This window comes from Hyphobacterium vulgare (assembly GCF_042643335.1).
GTDB lineage: Bacteria > Pseudomonadota > Alphaproteobacteria > Caulobacterales > Maricaulaceae > Hyphobacterium > Hyphobacterium vulgare.
This window is the reverse complement of record NZ_JBHRSV010000001.1, coordinates 658172-673021: the sequence shown is the minus strand read 5'-3', so window position 1 is coordinate 673021 and position 14850 is coordinate 658172. Positions and strand designations below refer to the sequence as shown.

13 protein-coding genes are annotated in these 14850 nt (G+C 65.8%); 9 read left to right on the top strand and 4 right to left on the bottom strand.

The features are described from left to right. The first annotated feature begins 132 nt into the window (after positions 1 to 132). Entirely contained in the window at positions 133 to 1848 is a 1716-nt protein-coding gene (locus tag ACFOOR_RS03650) for a sensor histidine kinase (RefSeq protein ID WP_343164071.1), read from the top strand. Here the strand turns inward: ACFOOR_RS03650 and ACFOOR_RS03645 are convergent. Together ACFOOR_RS03645 and ACFOOR_RS03640 are read right to left on the bottom strand one after the other, a co-directional pair. After that, on the bottom strand, positions 1828 to 2700 hold the full coding sequence (locus ACFOOR_RS03645) for a hypothetical protein (RefSeq protein WP_343164070.1): 873 nt from the start codon (positions 2698 to 2700) through the stop codon (positions 1828 to 1830). The two genes, ACFOOR_RS03650 and ACFOOR_RS03645, sit on opposite strands and share 21 nt — an antisense overlap. Before the next feature lie 36 nt (positions 2701 to 2736). Continuing rightward, complete coding sequence (locus ACFOOR_RS03640) at positions 2737 to 4332, bottom strand: hypothetical protein (RefSeq protein WP_343164069.1); 1596 nt, start codon at positions 4330 to 4332, stop codon at positions 2737 to 2739. Between the two features lie 57 nt (positions 4333 to 4389). Between ACFOOR_RS03640 and ACFOOR_RS03635 the strand changes: the two genes are divergently transcribed. From ACFOOR_RS03635 to ACFOOR_RS03625, 3 genes are all read left to right on the top strand, one after another. Then, a complete protein-coding gene (locus tag ACFOOR_RS03635; RefSeq protein ID WP_343164068.1) occupies positions 4390 to 4734 on the top strand; it encodes a DUF1491 family protein in 345 nt (114 codons plus the stop codon). A 63-nt stretch (positions 4735 to 4797) separates the two neighbouring features. After that, positions 4798 to 6402 (top strand): peptide chain release factor 3, encoded by a 1605-nt coding sequence (locus ACFOOR_RS03630; protein ID WP_343164067.1) that lies wholly within the window; start codon positions 4798 to 4800, stop codon positions 6400 to 6402. Beyond that, positions 6399 to 7616: a mechanosensitive ion channel family protein gene (locus tag ACFOOR_RS03625; RefSeq protein WP_343164066.1), complete on the top strand. Its 1218-nt coding sequence runs from the start codon at positions 6399 to 6401 to the stop codon at positions 7614 to 7616. Before ACFOOR_RS03630 ends, ACFOOR_RS03625 begins: the two co-directional genes overlap by 4 nt. Here ACFOOR_RS03625 and ACFOOR_RS03620 read toward each other — a convergent pair. Continuing rightward, the gene (locus ACFOOR_RS03620; protein WP_343164065.1) at positions 7613 to 8701 is read right to left on the bottom strand and encodes a DUF2336 domain-containing protein; all 1089 of its coding nucleotides are present in this window, start codon (positions 8699 to 8701) and stop codon (positions 7613 to 7615) included. The genes ACFOOR_RS03625 and ACFOOR_RS03620 overlap by 4 nt on opposite strands. Before the next feature lie 150 nt (positions 8702 to 8851). Here ACFOOR_RS03620 and ACFOOR_RS03615 point away from each other — a divergent pair, with 150 nt between their 5' ends. Beyond that, the gene (locus ACFOOR_RS03615; protein WP_343164064.1) at positions 8852 to 9724 is read left to right on the top strand and encodes an ion transporter; all 873 of its coding nucleotides are present in this window, start codon (positions 8852 to 8854) and stop codon (positions 9722 to 9724) included. Here the strand turns inward: ACFOOR_RS03615 and ACFOOR_RS03610 are convergent. Then, complete coding sequence (locus ACFOOR_RS03610) at positions 9673 to 11625, bottom strand: transglycosylase domain-containing protein (protein WP_343164063.1); 1953 nt, start codon at positions 11623 to 11625, stop codon at positions 9673 to 9675. The two genes, ACFOOR_RS03615 and ACFOOR_RS03610, sit on opposite strands and share 52 nt — an antisense overlap. Positions 11626 to 11679: 54 nt before the next feature. On the opposite strand from ACFOOR_RS03610, the gene ACFOOR_RS03605 reads away from it, so the two are divergent. The 4 genes from ACFOOR_RS03605 (at position 11680) to ACFOOR_RS03590 (ending at position 14849) form a co-directional block, all read left to right on the top strand. Continuing rightward, positions 11680 to 12135, top strand: a complete 456-nt coding sequence (locus tag ACFOOR_RS03605) for a YcgN family cysteine cluster protein (protein ID WP_343164062.1) — start codon at positions 11680 to 11682, stop codon at positions 12133 to 12135. 109 nt (positions 12136 to 12244) lie between these two features. Further along, complete coding sequence (locus ACFOOR_RS03600; protein ID WP_343164061.1) at positions 12245 to 12694, top strand: hypothetical protein; 450 nt, start codon at positions 12245 to 12247, stop codon at positions 12692 to 12694. A 34-nt stretch (positions 12695 to 12728) separates the two neighbouring features. Next, positions 12729 to 13952: a DNA-packaging protein gene (locus ACFOOR_RS03595; RefSeq protein WP_380213818.1), complete on the top strand. Its 1224-nt coding sequence runs from the start codon at positions 12729 to 12731 to the stop codon at positions 13950 to 13952. Between the two features lie 147 nt (positions 13953 to 14099). After that, entirely contained in the window at positions 14100 to 14849 is a 750-nt protein-coding gene (locus ACFOOR_RS03590) for a DUF3800 domain-containing protein (protein ID WP_343164059.1), read from the top strand. The last annotated feature ends 1 nt before the right edge of the window (position 14850 follow it).

Sequence of the window (14850 nt, the reverse complement as noted above, 5' to 3'; positions counted from 1 at the left end):
TGCGTACAGCAGACGTCAGGAATTCGACGTGATTCGTTAAGGCGCAACCTCTGCGATTCACACCTTGTTAAGAAACCGGGCAAAGAGTCGCCGTGGCTCACTCCCCGAGTCGGAAAATCAACCGGTAAAGCCTTGATCGAACGGTTGCCCATATTGTCCCGCCGCACCGGCGCGCTGATCGCAGGCCTGATCTGGCTGGGCGGTCTGGCGCTGACCGCAACGAGCGTGACCGGAGCCGCCGCCGTCTCGCCCCTGGTGGCCGGTGTGTGCATCGCGATTGCCGCGATCCCGGCGCTGGCACTGATCGTGATGCGCGGCCGGACCGACCAGGATCTGCCGCGCCTGACACTCTCTCTTCTCTGGACCGCACTGGCGGCGTCCGCCGCTGCGGCCTGCGGCGGGGTGACGGGGCTGGCCGCCATGGCCTTCCTGCTGCCGCCCGCCGCGGCTTCCGCCGGAGGGCGGCGCGGCCACGTGATCGAGGCTGCGGCCCTGTCGGGATTCAGCGCGCTGGCGATCGGCGCGCTCCAGTTCGGCGGACTGCTGGTCGCGCCGCCCGGTGCGGCGATGGTGTTCGCACCGGTCTTTCCGGTCGCAGCGGCCTTTATCGCCAGCGGGTTCGCGCTGTCGGCACTGCGTTCGGTCGCGGCCCATGACAAGGCTGACCGAGCGGCGCGGACCTACAGGGTGAAGAGTGCGGCCTTCGATGCCACCTCGGCGCCGCTGGCGGTGGTCGATGGCGACGAGATCATTGCCGGATCGGCCGGTCTGCGCCGCCTGATTCCCGGCCTGCCGCGCACGATCGAGGGCCTGCCCTTCGCGGCATTGGCGCATGACGACGACGAGCGCGACCAGCTGGCCGAGGCGATGGGCCGGCTGGCCGGAGCATCGACCCGGACGACGATCCGCGGTGCCGGGGGCCGCGCCGCGGCGGTCACGATCGAGGGAGCCGCGACCGCCGATGCGACGCTGGTGACCAGCTTCGTTCGCGAGAATGCGGACAGCGATCTGCTCCGGCGCGAACGCGACGAGGCGCTGTCGGACGCGGCTGCGAAGACGGAATATCTCGCCTCGGTCAGCCACGAGATCCGCACACCGCTCAATGCGATCATCGGCTTTTCCGAAGTGATGAAGGCGCGGCTCTTCGGCCCGCTGCCGGCGCGCTATGCCGAATATGCCGATCTGATCCACGAGAGCGGCCGGCATCTGCTCGACCTGATCGGCGACGTGCTCGACATGTCGAAGATCGAGGCGGAGCGCTACGAGCTGACGATGGACCGGTTCGATGCCGGCGATGTCGTCGGCATATGTACCAAGCTGCTGCGCCAGCGCGCGGAAGATTCCGGGATCACGCTGGAAACCGACCTGCCCGAGGGCGAGATTGCAGTCGAAGCCGACCGCAAGGCGCTGCGCCAGATCCTGCTGAACCTGTTGTCGAATGCGATCAAGTTCACGCCTCCGGGCGGTGCAGTCGTGGCGATGGCGCGCGGAGAAGGTTCCGACCTGATCATCGCGGTTGGCGACAGCGGAGTCGGTATTGCGCCCGAAGAGGTCCACGAACTGGGACAGCGCTTCCGCCAGGCCTCGAACTCCTCGGACAGCACTGAACGCGGATCGGGTCTCGGCCTGTCACTGGTGCGGTCGCTGGCCGAACTGCATGGCGGCACGATGTCGATCGAGAGCCGGATCAATGAAGGCACGACCGTGACGGTCCGTCTTCCCGTGATCGACGTGACGGCTTCGGACGCCAAGCCGGAAACGCTGGAAGTCCATGACCGGATCCGGCGGGCTCAGGAAGCGGGCAATTCCCTGAGCGGACCGGCGGTCTCAGCCACCGGTACCGCCTGAGGGTAGGGTGTCGCCGGCCGCCAGAAAGGCCGTGCCCGCGGCGAAATCCCCGATTTCGATGAACCAGGTCCCGGCCACGCGGCCGCGCGTATCGAGTGCCTCGATGCGGACGGTTTCACGCGGATCTAGCCCGGACAGGGCACCAATCGTCCGCTCCGGGAAGACGAAGCGCATCTGATCGCCGGCATCAATTCGGTCCGAGGCCCAGACCGTCGCTTCGGCGTGCGCCGGCGGCGCGTGGCGGACCCAGTCCGGCCGGCCGCTGACACGCAACAGCCCACCCAGGCTGGGGTCGGTCAGTTCGGCTTCGCGGGTGATGTCGCGCATCACGAGCCGGGCCGTGGACAGCCCCGGCGCGGCCGGAAGACCAAAGGCCAGTTCGCGTTCGCCATCCTCGTGAAAGAAACCGAAAATGTGCGCCGGGTCGCCCGGTACCGGATATTGCGACAGTGTCCAGGCCGGGTAGCCGGGATAGGGGCGCGCGGCGAGCCAGACCCGCTCGCTGCCCGGGAAATCCATTTCGCGTACACGCAGCCAGTTCTCGAAAGCGGCAGCCACGTCGAGCGCGATCGACTGCGCATCGGCACTGTCGCACGGCATCGGCTGGGCGCGGCGCGCGAACCCCGCTGCACGCGCGGTGAGGTCATGTGGATCGGCACCGCCTCGGATCAGGATGCCGCGTGCCTGAAGCCAGGCAGCGTCGAGGGCCGCGCGTTCAGGGGCGTTGTACAGGCCGCACCGATCATCGAGAGCACGCGCCAGCGACCGGCCGTCAAAAGCCGTCCGCGCATCCTGCGCCAGGGCAGGTGCCGTCGTCGCGAGAAGGGCGGCGAGCGCCGCAGCGGCACGCATGAAACTGTCCCGGCCTCCAGAATTCGGAGGTGGAGACTAGCGTGAAGCCTTTGACATCGCGTGAACGCGGCGGCGGCGAAGCCACATGCCGCGCATTACGAACAGCAGGGCCAGGGTGAAGAAGGCCATCGCGAATTCGCGCGGGTAGAAGTTGAAGTCACCAGCCCGCTCACGCAGCGACGGCGTTGGCGCGGGCGTGAAGTCGAACGGCGTGATCCCCGCCGCCGTCCAGAAGGCGGCGCGGCCCTGCAGCGACATCCACAGATCGGAGCGCGCCAGCGTGGCCGCAGCATCGGCAAAGGAGGTGTTGTCCGGCGCGGTGAAGGCGGCGATCCAGCGGCCTGCTTCGGACGGGTCCTCGAACACGGCCGCCACGCCTGACGGATCGCCAAGCGCGGCCTCGCCGGTTTCCGCTTCGGCATAGGCCGATGCGGCCAGACGGAAGCCGGAGCGGCGGCCGACGGCGCGGTCGGCGGCGCGCAGCGCGGCGCGCATCTCGTCCGGCACGCGGTCCATGAAGGCCCGGTCCTCGGTGATGTCGGGCCCGATCACGACCAGATGCTGGTCGTCATGCACAGCCCGGCTGTCTTCGCGGAAGGCGGCATAGATCCAGGCCTCGCCCGTGGTGAGGGCAGCGCGCGACAGGATGGAGAAGGCGGCAAGGCGCGTGTCGCCTTCGAATTCGTCGAGTACGACGGCCGTACGGGCGCCGCGGTCGGCGCCGAATGGGAGGCTTTCGCGCACGAAGCGCGACAAGCCGGTTCCGTCACTGCCCGCCGCGGAAAGAGCCGTGCGGCTGAGACGCGGCGCTGCGAGCGCTTCGGCGATGGTGAAGCGAGGGCCGAGCCCTTCAAAGGAGCGCGCGGCGAACAGGCGGGCGGCGGCCTCGGTTTCTGTGGCGTTGCGGCCGCGGATGAGGATCTGCAGGCCGTGATCGTCGACGAGGCTGACTTCCGGCCCGCTCAGCGCGGCATTCGGAACGCTTTCGAACACAACGACCAGGTCGGCATTGGCCCGGTCATGCGTGAACAGCGGCACGCGGCCCGCGCGAAGCGCGATCGCCTGCGCGGACAGCACTTCGACCGCGCGTGGACCGCGGGTGTCCTCGATGGCAATGCGTCGCAGCCCGCCGAAATCGGCGGCGAGGGCCAGTTCGAGATCGCCGAGGGTTTCCGGTTGACCGAGAGCGGCAAACTGCAATTGCAGGCGCGACCGGCGGCCGTCGATCAGCCAGTCTCCATCGCCTGCCGGGGCAATGACGGAAACCGTATTCGCGCCGGACCGGAGCAGTGCACCGTCGATTTCAAAGACCGTGTTGTCGGTCGCGCTGACCGTCAGATCGCCGGCGCGGCGGCCGTTGACGACAAGCGCCAGATTGCCTTCGCCCTGGGCCGCGCCACGGATCGCGAGGGCGAGGCGGGCGGAAGCGGGCACGGCATTCGGGGCGATGTCGAAGGTCAGAAGATCGGCGCTGGAACCGGCCTCGATCAGCCGGGCATTGGTGGCTGGATCAAGATCGTACAGGGTGCGAAGTTCGGAGACCGGCGTGACAGCGTCCTGTGAATGCGCGGCAAAGCCACACAAAAACAACAGGATACCCCCGAGAACCCCACTCGAAACACGTACAAACATGATGCGCTCCCCACCGCCTTTACACTTTATTAAGCAATTGGGCTGCCATCAACGGTCATGAACGAAATTCGCGCAGAAATCTGGGTTCAGGCGCTTTTGCGCCGGGCGCAGTCGGGCGGGGCGATGGGCATGGTGCTGCGCCGGGGCGACCGCGATGCCGGGGCCGTCTGGGTCAAGCTGATGCGCCTCGACGGAACCTGCGAGCTGTTCGTGCCGGTACGGGACGGGACCGGCGAGAAGATCTGGACACGCCCCCTGGGCATCGTCCCCGAAGCCGAAGCCGACGACCGGGCGCGCAAGGCCATCGCGCGCGACCCCGATCTCTGGCTGGTCGAGATCGAGGACCGGCAGGGCCGGCATTTCCTGACCGAGCCGGTGGAGGAACCCGGCGCGCGGGCGTAGGGCGCTTGCACACCCGCGCCTGAGCGGCTACCCCGCCCGGCAAACATCGATCAGGCCAACGACATGACGACCGAACCTGCGGGCGAATGGGCCCGCCGCCGTACATTCGCGATCATCTCCCACCCGGACGCCGGCAAGACGACGCTGACGGAAAACATCCTGCTGGCGTCAGGTGCGATTCACCTGGCCGGTCAGGTGCGCGCGCGCGGCGAAAACCGGCGCACGCGGTCGGACTGGATGAAGATCGAGCGCGACCGGGGCATTTCGGTCTCGGCGTCGGTGATGACGTTCGAGCACAGCGGGCTGCGCTTCAACCTGCTCGACACGCCGGGCCACGAAGACTTCTCCGAGGACACCTACCGGACCCTCACGGCCGCTGACAGTGCGGTGATGGTGCTCGACGCGGCGCGCGGCGTTGAGCCGCGGACGCTGAAACTCGTCGAGGTCTGCCGCCTTCGCGACATCCCCATCCTCACCTTCATCAACAAGATGGACCGGGAGGCGATGGAGCCTGAAGCGCTGCTCGACGACATCCAGGACAAGCTGGCGCTGGACGTGGCCCCCATGCAGTGGCCGTCCGGGTCGGGCCGCCGTTTCAAGGGCGTGATGGATGTCCGCAGCAATGAATTCCTCGTCTTTCCGGGCGTCGAAGGCATCGAGCCGGGCAAGGCGGCCAGGCGCGTTTCACTCGATGATCCGCAGATCGGTTCGGTCCTGCCCGGCGACGAGATGGCCGAATTGCTGGACGGGGCGGAGATGGCCCGCGAAGTGTGCCCGCCCTTCAACGACCAGTCCTATCGCGAGGGCCACCTGACGCCGGTCTATTTCGGATCGGCCCTGCGCCGTTACGGCGTGCGCGAACTGATCGACGCGCTGGCCGAGTTCGCGCCCGGCCCGCAGCCGGAACCCGCCCTGATCAAGGGTGCACAGACGTCCGTCGATCCCGCATCGAAGGAAGTGTCCGGCTTCATCTTCAAGGTCCAGGCGAACATGGATCCCAATCACCGCGACCGGATCGCCTTCCTCCGTCTGGCGTCAGGCGAATTCAAGCGCGGCATGAAGCTGAAGGCGGAAACCGGCAAGGCGATCACGATCTCCTCGCCGGTGATGTTCTTCGCTCAGGACCGCGAGATCGCCGACGAGGCCTATGCCGGCGACGTGATCGGCGTGCCGAACCACGGCGTGCTGCGGGTGGGCGACAGCCTCTCCGAAAGCGGGACGATCCGTTTCTCCGGTTTTCCGAACTTCGCGCCGGAAATGCTGCGCCGCGCGCGGCTGAAGGATCCGCTGAAGGCCAAACATCTGAAAAAGGCGCTGGAATCGCTGGCCGAGGAAGGCGTGACCCAGCTTTTCCGGCCGGTGATCGGCGGCGATTTCATCGTCGGCGCGGTTGGCCAGTTGCAATTCGAAGTCATGCAGGAGCGGGTCTCGGCAGAATACGGGATCGACGTCATGTTCGAACCGGCGCCCTACGAGACGGCGCGTTGGCTGTCGGGGTCGGATGCCGACATCGAGGCGTTCGGCGATCGGCACAAGAGCGCGATCGCCCAGGACATTGACGGCGACCCGGTGTTTCTGGCGAAAAGCCAGTGGGAGGTTGGCTATTCCGAGGAGAAATGGCCCAAGGTGAAATTCCACCGGACCAAGGAGCGGGGACAGGGATTGTGACGTCGAATACGATGCAGACCGTTGAGCGGGGCGCTGGCGAGCTCTGGGGACAGATCATCGAAGTCTGGAATACGAGCTTCCTCGGCGCGAGCGTGGGCGAGGGCATTTCCGCACTGCTGGTGATGATCCTGGCGCTGACCCTGCGCGGACTGATCGCGCGCTGGATCATCGGCGCGCTGAAGAAGCTCGCCGACAAGTCCAGGACCAATCTCGACAATGCGGTCGTCGACGCCCTGTCCGGCCCGCTGAAGCTGATCCCGGTCGTCATCGGCCTGTTTATTGCGATCCAGATCCTCGACGTGCACGGCGAACTCATGGCGGGCGCGCGGATCATCCAGTCGCTGATTGCGGTGGTGATTTTCTGGGCGCTGCACAATGCCGTGTCGCCGGTGATGAAGTCGCTCTCCGGCCTCCGGCGCGTCCTGTCGAGCGTCATGGTCGACTGGATCGAGAAGGCCTTGCGGGTGATTTTCGTGATCGTCGGCGCGGCCGCCGTGCTGCAGATCTGGGATATTCCGGTCGGTCCGATCATCGCCGGCCTCGGCCTGTTCGGCGTCGCCGTCGGCCTCGGGGCGCAGGACCTGTTCCGCAACCTGATCGCCGGCATTCTGATCCTGACCGAGCGCCGCTTCCTTCCGGGCGACTGGATCAAGGTGGACGGTGTGGTCGAGGGCACGGTCGAGCGGATCAACTTCCGTTCGACCGTCGTGCGCCGGTTCGACAAGGGACCGGTCTACGTCCCCAATGCCGACCTGTCCGACAATGCGGTGACCAATTTCTCCCGCATGACGCATCGCCGGATCTACTGGATGATCGGTGTCGAGTACAAAACCACCGCCGAGCAGCTGCGCCATATCTGCGAGCAGATCCGCGCCTATCTGACCGACAATGCGGAATTCGCCGGCCCGCCGGACGTGCCGCAATTCGTGCGCGTTGACAGTTTCGGCCCGTCCTCGATCGACATCATGCTGTATTGCTTCACCATTACCCGAGACTGGGGCGAATGGCTGCGGATCAAGGAAGACCTGGCCTACCGGATCAAGGAGATCGTCGAGGGTGCCGGCACCGGCTTCGCCTTCCCGTCGCAGACGATCTATCTCGACGACGGAGCGGAGGCGTTTTTGCCGCCCTCGCTGAAGGCCAGGCCGGTCGAGGGTGCCCGACAGGCAACGCTGCCCGCCGCACGGGGCGAGGACGGAAGCGAGGCGACCTAGGCCGCGTTCCGCCGCAACAGCATGAATCGCAAGGCGCGCTGGGCGTCCCGGTCGGTAATGGAATCGTAGATGCGGCCGAATTCCTTCGCATCGCGCAGGGCATCCTGCGAGAACGAGCGGCCAGCATTGCGCAGCACGGCGAGCGTCACGAAAAGCGAACGGTCGAGACCGCCAGCCTTGCAGATCAGGCAGAGCGGATCGATCGACTCGTGGTCGATGGCCTGACGCGCCGAGCGGTAGTCGACCGCGGCCATGTCTGCGAGGCCGACGGCCAGCTTGGTGAATTCCTTTTCCCGCATCAGGCGGGCCAGCAATGCGCCGTCGAACTGGCGGCGCACCTTCATCGAGGCGATGTAGCGCTGGGCGGCGTCGATGTCGGCGTCGGCCATCATGCGCGCTTCGAGGCGGACATGCGAGGCCTGCATGGCTTCGTCTAGAACGGCGGGATCGACGGCTTCGAAACGCTTCAGGATTTCGTCGCGCAGATGGCTTTCGACCACGGCGACGAGGTCCTGCAACAGGTCGACCGGGGTTTCGCCGCGCTGGATCAGCGGTGCGGCAAGCTCGGCGCTCTTCTCGGCGCGTTCGGTCACTTCCTCATAGGTCTGCCGGGACAGGCGGGCGCCATCGTTTGAAATCAGCCGGGCGACGGTCTGGTCGTCGCCGCGGCGGACGATCGCGGCGGACACGCTTTCCGGAACGGTCTCGCGGCCGGAAATCTCGCGCAGATGCGACTGGCCCAACTCCTCGGCGAGGATGGCGAGATCGGCTTCGCTGAGCGACGCCGATTTGCGCAGGATCGGCGCGGCGACCTCGATCGCGTCGCGCGCCAGCTGCATGACCAGGCCTTTGGGGGCGAGCGGGGCATCGGCGAAGCGGCGGGACAACTCCTCGCGCGCTTCCTGCGCGGTCTGAGCGGCAAGCCGCGACAGGACGGTGTCGAACTCGGCATGTTCGCTGGTGTCGCGTTCCGGGGTCGACTCGAAGAACAGATCGGTCACTTCGCGCAGCAGATCACGGCGCCGGTCGCTCGACTTTTCCTTCGCCAGGTCGACCAGATTGTGAAGCTTGGAAACAACCGCCATTGCAATGCCGCCCCGACCTGACCTGATACAGGAGTGTCAACTAGCGGAAGGGCGTAAAGAAACGGTGGCCAATCACGGTTAACGGGATGCTGAGGACGTTGCGCGATTCAACGGGGGGCGATACGAGAATCGCGCGGGAGGGAGAGCAGCATGACCGACAGCTCAAAACCGGGTTGGCGCAGCCGGTTGGTCGCGCTCGTCGAACATCCGGTTTTCCTCAATTTCATCACCGGACTGATCCTGTTCAACGCGGTCACGCTGGGGCTGGAAACCTATCCGCTCGACGCGGCCTGGTTCGACATCGCCCTGCCGGTTGTCGATGCGGTCATCGTGACGGTGTTCGTCATCGAATTGCTGCTGAAGATGATCGCTTACGGGCCACGCTTCTTCCGCTCGGGCTGGAACTGGTTCGACGTCGTCGTCGTGGGCGTATCGCTCTTCCCCGATGCCGGGGCGTTTACCGTGCTCCGGGCGTTGAGGATATTGCGGGTCTTCCGCCTGTTCTCGGTGATGCCGGAAATGCGCAAGGTCGTGGAAGCGCTTATGCGCGCCATTCCCGGCATGGGCGCGATCATCGCGGTGCTGGGCCTGACCTTCTACGTGTCGGCGGTGATGGCGACAAAGCTGTTCGGTGCGTCGAATCCGGACCTGTTCGGTTCGCTGGGCGGGTCAGCTTTCACCCTGTTCCAGGTGATGACGCTGGAAGGCTGGGCGATGGAAGTGGCCCGGCCGGTGATGGCCGAGATCAGCTTCGCCTGGATCTTCTTCCTGGTGTTCATCGTCCTGACCAGTTTCGCGATCCTGAACCTGTTCATCGCGGTCATCGTGGACTCGCTCCAGTCGAAGCATTTCGACGATGAGGAAGAGCGCGGGGAAAAGGAAGCGGCCGAGGCGCATGCCGAACGGGCCGAGCTGAGGGCCGCGCTTTCTGACCTGCGCGCCGAGATCGCGGCGCTGCGGGGCGAAGTGGCTCAGGGAATGCGTTCGGCCTCGGCCTCGAAGGCGCGCGACAGCGACGCGTAGAAGGCGATCTGGCGCTCCTCGCGCTCGGTGAGGTCGCGCGGCGGCGGTGCGTTCAGCGGCCGGATCGGAAGCCCCTCACTGGCGGCGGTCATGAAGCGGTTCCAGATGCGGGCCGGCAGGCTGCCGCCGGTCACGTCCGCCGTCGGGGTGTCGTCATCATTGCCGACCCAGACGCCGGCCACGAAGTCGGCCGTGTAGCCCATGAACCAGGCATCGCGGAAGGACTGGCTGGTGCCGGTCTTGCCCGCCACGGGGCGTTCGCCCATGCGTGCGGCGGTGCCGGTCCCCTGCAGCACCACGTCCTGAAGCAGGCCGGTCATGGTCTGCGCCACTTCGGCCTCGATGGCGCGTTCGCCGTCGCTGTCCACGTGTTCGTAGAGCGTGTGTCCGCGAGTGTCGGTGACCTGCATGATCAGGAAGGGTTCGCGCCTGACCCCGTCATTGGCGAAGGTGGCGTAGGCGCCTGCCAGCTCCAGCAGCGTGACTTCGGCGGTGCCGAGCGAGACGGCGGGCAGTTCGGGCAGCTCGCTTTCGATCCCCAGGCGGTGGCCCATGTCCACGACGCGGTCGATGCCGATCTCGTCGGCGATCTGCGCCGCGACCGTGTTGATCGAACGGCGCAGCGCCTCGCGCATCGTGACGCGGCCGCGATAGCTGCCGCCGAAATTGCGCGGCGACCAGCCGTCGAGATCGATCGGTTCGTCCGTGTAGGCGGTGAAGGGCGAGAGGCCGGCCTCGATCGCGGCGGCAAAGACGATCGGCTTGAAGCTGGAGCCTGGCTGGCGGCGGGCCTGGACGGCGCGGTTGAACTGGCTGTCGCCATAGTCGCGCCCGCCAACCATGGCGCGGATGGCGCCGTCCGGCGTCAACGCCACCAGCGCCGCCTGGCCCGCCCGTTCGGCTTCGCCTTCGGCCTCCAGCAATTCGTGCACGGCGCTGTGCGCATCGGCCTGAAGGTCCGGGTCGATCGTGGTCCGGATCACGAGGTCATTCGGCGCGCCCGGGAGTTCCTCGCGCACGAGCTGGATCGCGTAATCGAAGGCATAGCCGAAGATTTCCGGGCTTGGCGCATCTTCATCGCGGGTGCGTACGGGCGTCGCCGGGTCCAGCAGGGCGGCGTGGCGCTGGGTCTCGGTGATGAAGCCGGCCGCCTCCATCGCGAACAGGACCTCGGCGGCGCGGTCGCGCGCAGCGGGCAGATTGCCGAGCGGGTCGAGCCGGCTCGGGGCCTGGGGCAGGCCGGCGATCATCGCCGCTTCGGCCAGTGTGAGGTCCGCTGCGGATTTGTTGAAATAGCGCCGCGCGGCGGCTTCGAGCCCATAGGCGCCGGCGCCGAGATAGATGCGGTTGAGGTAAAGTTCGAGGATTTCGGTCTTCGTCAGCTGGCGTTCCAGCGCCCAGGCCAAGCGCATTTCCTGCACCTTGCGGCGGATCGAGCGTTCCGGCGTGAGGAGCAGATTCTTCACCAGCTGCATGGTGATGGTCGAGCCGCCCTGCACCGAGCCGCCGGCGCGCATATTGGCCAGAACGGCGCGGACCGTGGCGCGCAGATCGACACCGTGATGACGAAAGAAGCGCCGGTCCTCGATGGCGAGGAAGGCTTGCAGCACGTGCGGCGGCAATTCGTCGGCACGCACGGGCGGCGCATAGCGCGGGCCGCGAATGTCGAGAATTTCGCCATTGCGGTCGAGCAGGGTGATCGAGGCCTCGCGCCGGGCCGACCAGAGCGCGGCCGCGTCCTCGGGCAGGGCGGGCAGGTCGTGGAAGGCCCAACGCCAGAAAACGCCGGACAGAACGCCCATCAGAATGATCGCCGCCGCGATGCCGCCCGTGATGTACCAGGCGCGGCGATCGCGGTGTTCAGCGTCACGCTGCAGCAGGTCGGCACGGAATGGCGGCATTGGTTTCCTTCCCCGTCCGCTTTATCACGCATGGAAGGCGGCGAGATTCAGGCGATGACAGACAAAAAGCCCTTCTGGAAGCTGAAATCCCTGAAAGAGATGAACCGGACCGAGTGGGAGTCGCTGTGCGATCACTGCGGCAAGTGCTGTCTGGTTCAGCTGGAGGACGAGGACGGCCACCGCGAATTCACCGACGTCGCCTGCCGTCTTTATGACGTCTGCGAAGGTGGGTGCCGCAATTACGCACAGCGCTCGCGGGAAGTTCCCGACTGTGTGCGGCTGACGCCGGGCAATATCCGCGAACTGCACTTCATGCCGATGACCTGCGCCTATCGCCTGCTCAATGAGGGCAAGGAGTTGCCGGACTGGCACCCGCTGGTGTCGGGTGATCCGGAAAGCGTGGCCGCGGCCGGCATGAGCGTGGTCGGCCAGGTCGTGCCTGAAGCCGATGTGCCGGACTGGCGGCTGGAGCATCATATCCGCCTGTGGCCGGGCGAAAGCGGGGATTGATCCGCGCTTGTCCCCGCGCAGGATAACCGGATGGCCGCGTACAGCCGGCAATTCCCGAAAAAATGCAGCCCTTTATCCGGCCGACCCGCTTCTGGGACCAATATGTGCCATGGCCGGAAAGAAGGGCCGGGGCAAACGCACCCCTGAAATCTGGGATGCGCTCTACCGGCGTCACATCACGGGCGAGAGCGTCGAAGCGATCGCGGCCGACACCGGGCTCACCGCCCAATGGGTTCGCGTCAAACTGAACCGGATGAAGCGGGCGGCGGGCGAGGCGGCTCCCAAAGGATATATCGATCCGGTCAACCGGGCATTGGCGCGGGCCGAAACCGCGCTCGACGAGGGCCGCCATGACGACGCGATGCGGGATATCCGCGCCGCTTCGGCCATCGCGAAACTGCGCAGGGAGACGGGCATGGTGACGCAAACGAAGAGACCGGCCGGCAAGGCTGGCGGACAGAAAGGGCTGACGCTTGAAGACGCCCGCACAATCATCCGCGAACGGATGGCGCGCATTCGTCACGCCAGAAGTGAGACAGGGCGAGCAGACGGCCGTTGATGCCTTTCTCGAAAAGATCAGTACTGCCGAAACGATCGAAATTGCCTCCGATGGCTGGGAGTTCTGGGCACATGATGCGCAGCTTCCCCCTGATGGCGAGTGGCGGGTCTGGCTGTTCATGGGCGGGCGCGGTGCCGGCAAGACCCGCGCCGGGGCGGAATGGGTTCGATCAAGGATCACTGAAGGCGCGCGCCGGATCGCGCTGATCGCACCGGCGCTGAACGATGCCCGCGAAGTGATGATTGACGGCGAGTCCGGCCTGGCCGGGCTCGGTCCCGAAGCAGACAGGCCGTCCTACGAAACCTCGCGCAGGCGGCTGGTCTGGCCGTGCGGTGCGGTGGCCTATGTCTTCTCTGCGGAAGACCGGGATTCGCTGCGCGGGCCGCAATTCGACACCGCATGGGCGGACGAATTCGCAGCGTGGCCGGACCCGCAGGGCGTGCTCGACACGCTGCGCCCGGCCTTGCGGCTCGGCAACGACCCGCGCCTGATGGTGACGACCACTCCGCGCCCGATCCCGGCACTGAAGCGCCTGATCGCGGCGGACGGCACGGTGGTGACGCATTCGGCGAGCGCGGAAAACGCGGCCAATCTGGCGCCCGGCTTCATCGCGGCGATGGAGGCGGCCTATGGCGCGTCTCGCATGGGGCGGCAGGAACTGGGCGGTGAACTGATCGAGGATCCGCCGGGCGCGCTGTGGACGCGGGACGGGGTCGAAGCCGCCTTTGCGGCGCGGCCCGCAGACTTCGACCGCATTGTTGTGGCGGTCGACCCGCCGGCAAGCGCCAATGCGAATTCGGACGAATGCGGCATCGTGGTCGCCGGGGCGGCAGGCGAGGGGGCGGCGCGAACCGCCTTCATCCTCGCCGACCGCAGCTTCGGCCCGGCCAGCCCGTCCGCCTGGGCGGGCGTGGTGGCGCAGGCGTTTGAAAGCTTCGAGGCCGATGCGGTGATCGCCGAGGCCAATCAGGGCGGGGACATGGTGGCGAGCGTGTTGAAGGCCGCCGCGCCGGACCTGCCGGTGACTTTGGTGCGCGCCAGCCGGGGCAAGCGGACGCGGGCCGAACCCGTCGCCGCGCTCTATACCGCGGGCCGCGTGCGCCATGCCGGGCGTTTCCCGGCGCTGGAAGACCAGATGTGCAGTTTCGGCGCGCCCGACGGCCCCCGCACCAGCCCCGACCGGGTCGATGCGCTGGTATGGGCGGTGTCGTCGCTCTTGCTGAAGTCCGCCGGCACGCCGCGCCTCCGAGCGCTTTGAGGAACTTTGAAAGCTGAAGAACGTTCTTGCCCTGTTAACAAATTCCACTGTATGGTGGAGACGTGGTTGGGAGAGCTGCATTTGCGGTTCGCTGAGACATAGCTCTCGCCCAACTGCATTTTTTATATTACATTTCGGCACATGCACGTGCTTTATGTCGATGACTCTGGCTCGGTTGGGAATCCTGGCGAAGAATTCTTCGTCTTGGGTGGTGTTTCTGTGTTCGAGCGCGGCATATATCATTTAATCCGAGATTGCGATGAATGCGTCGCCGAATTTGGCATTGGCGATGGGGTCGATGTGGAGCTTCACGGAAGCGAAGCGTATAGTGGCCGGGGTCGCGTCTGGGGTGCTCTGAGAAGCCGCGCCGAACGGGAGGAGAAAATCCAACTAGCATTGGATTTGCTTGCGCGCCCGACGCCTGCGGTTCGGTTGTTCGCTGTAGCAGTAAACAAGGAAGCCGTGAGTCCTCGTGACCCGATTGAGCTTGCATTCGAAGAAATCTGCAACCGCTTCAATCTTTTTTTGCAACGAAACAACAATCGAAAGCGGACCAATGAGCGCGGCTTGATTGTGATGGACAAAAGTAAGCATGAGCGCCCACTTCAATCACTCGCGCGTCACTTTCGTGTCAACGGAGCGACGTGGGGGCAATTTAGAAACTTGGCTGAAGTGCCGCTTTTTGTCGATTCGACATCCACTCGCTTAGTCCAACTTGCAGATTTAGTTGCATGGGCCACTTGGCGAAAATTTGAACATCAAGATGGTCGCTTTTTTGATAAGCTAATTCCCCGTTTTGATGCTGATGGCGGCGTAATTCATGGTCTGTACCACGCAAAAGGTAACGGAGCATTGGATTGCTATTGTCCAGCTTGTCACTCTCGAGCGACACGCTAGG

What these genes read in the sequence shown, in the direction of transcription:
- ACFOOR_RS03605 (WP_343164062.1), top strand. Translation starts at nt 11,680, where the DNA reads ATGACAGACAAAAAGCCCTTCTGGAAGCTGAAATCCCTGAAAGAGATG.
- ACFOOR_RS03640 (WP_343164069.1), bottom strand. Translation starts at nt 4,332, where the DNA reads ATGTTTGTACGTGTTTCGAGTGGGGTTCTCGGGGGTATCCTGTTGTTT.
- ACFOOR_RS03600 (WP_343164061.1), top strand. Translation starts at nt 12,245, where the DNA reads ATGGCCGGAAAGAAGGGCCGGGGCAAACGCACCCCTGAAATCTGGGAT.
- ACFOOR_RS03620 (WP_343164065.1), bottom strand. Translation starts at nt 8,701, where the DNA reads ATGGCGGTTGTTTCCAAGCTTCACAATCTGGTCGACCTGGCGAAGGAA.
- ACFOOR_RS03610 (WP_343164063.1), bottom strand. Translation starts at nt 11,625, where the DNA reads ATGCCGCCATTCCGTGCCGACCTGCTGCAGCGTGACGCTGAACACCGC.
- ACFOOR_RS03615 (WP_343164064.1), top strand. Translation starts at nt 8,852, where the DNA reads ATGACCGACAGCTCAAAACCGGGTTGGCGCAGCCGGTTGGTCGCGCTC.
- ACFOOR_RS03635 (WP_343164068.1), top strand. Translation starts at nt 4,390, where the DNA reads ATGAACGAAATTCGCGCAGAAATCTGGGTTCAGGCGCTTTTGCGCCGG.
- ACFOOR_RS03645 (WP_343164070.1), bottom strand. Translation starts at nt 2,700, where the DNA reads ATGCGTGCCGCTGCGGCGCTCGCCGCCCTTCTCGCGACGACGGCACCT.
- ACFOOR_RS03630 (WP_343164067.1), top strand. Translation starts at nt 4,798, where the DNA reads ATGACGACCGAACCTGCGGGCGAATGGGCCCGCCGCCGTACATTCGCG.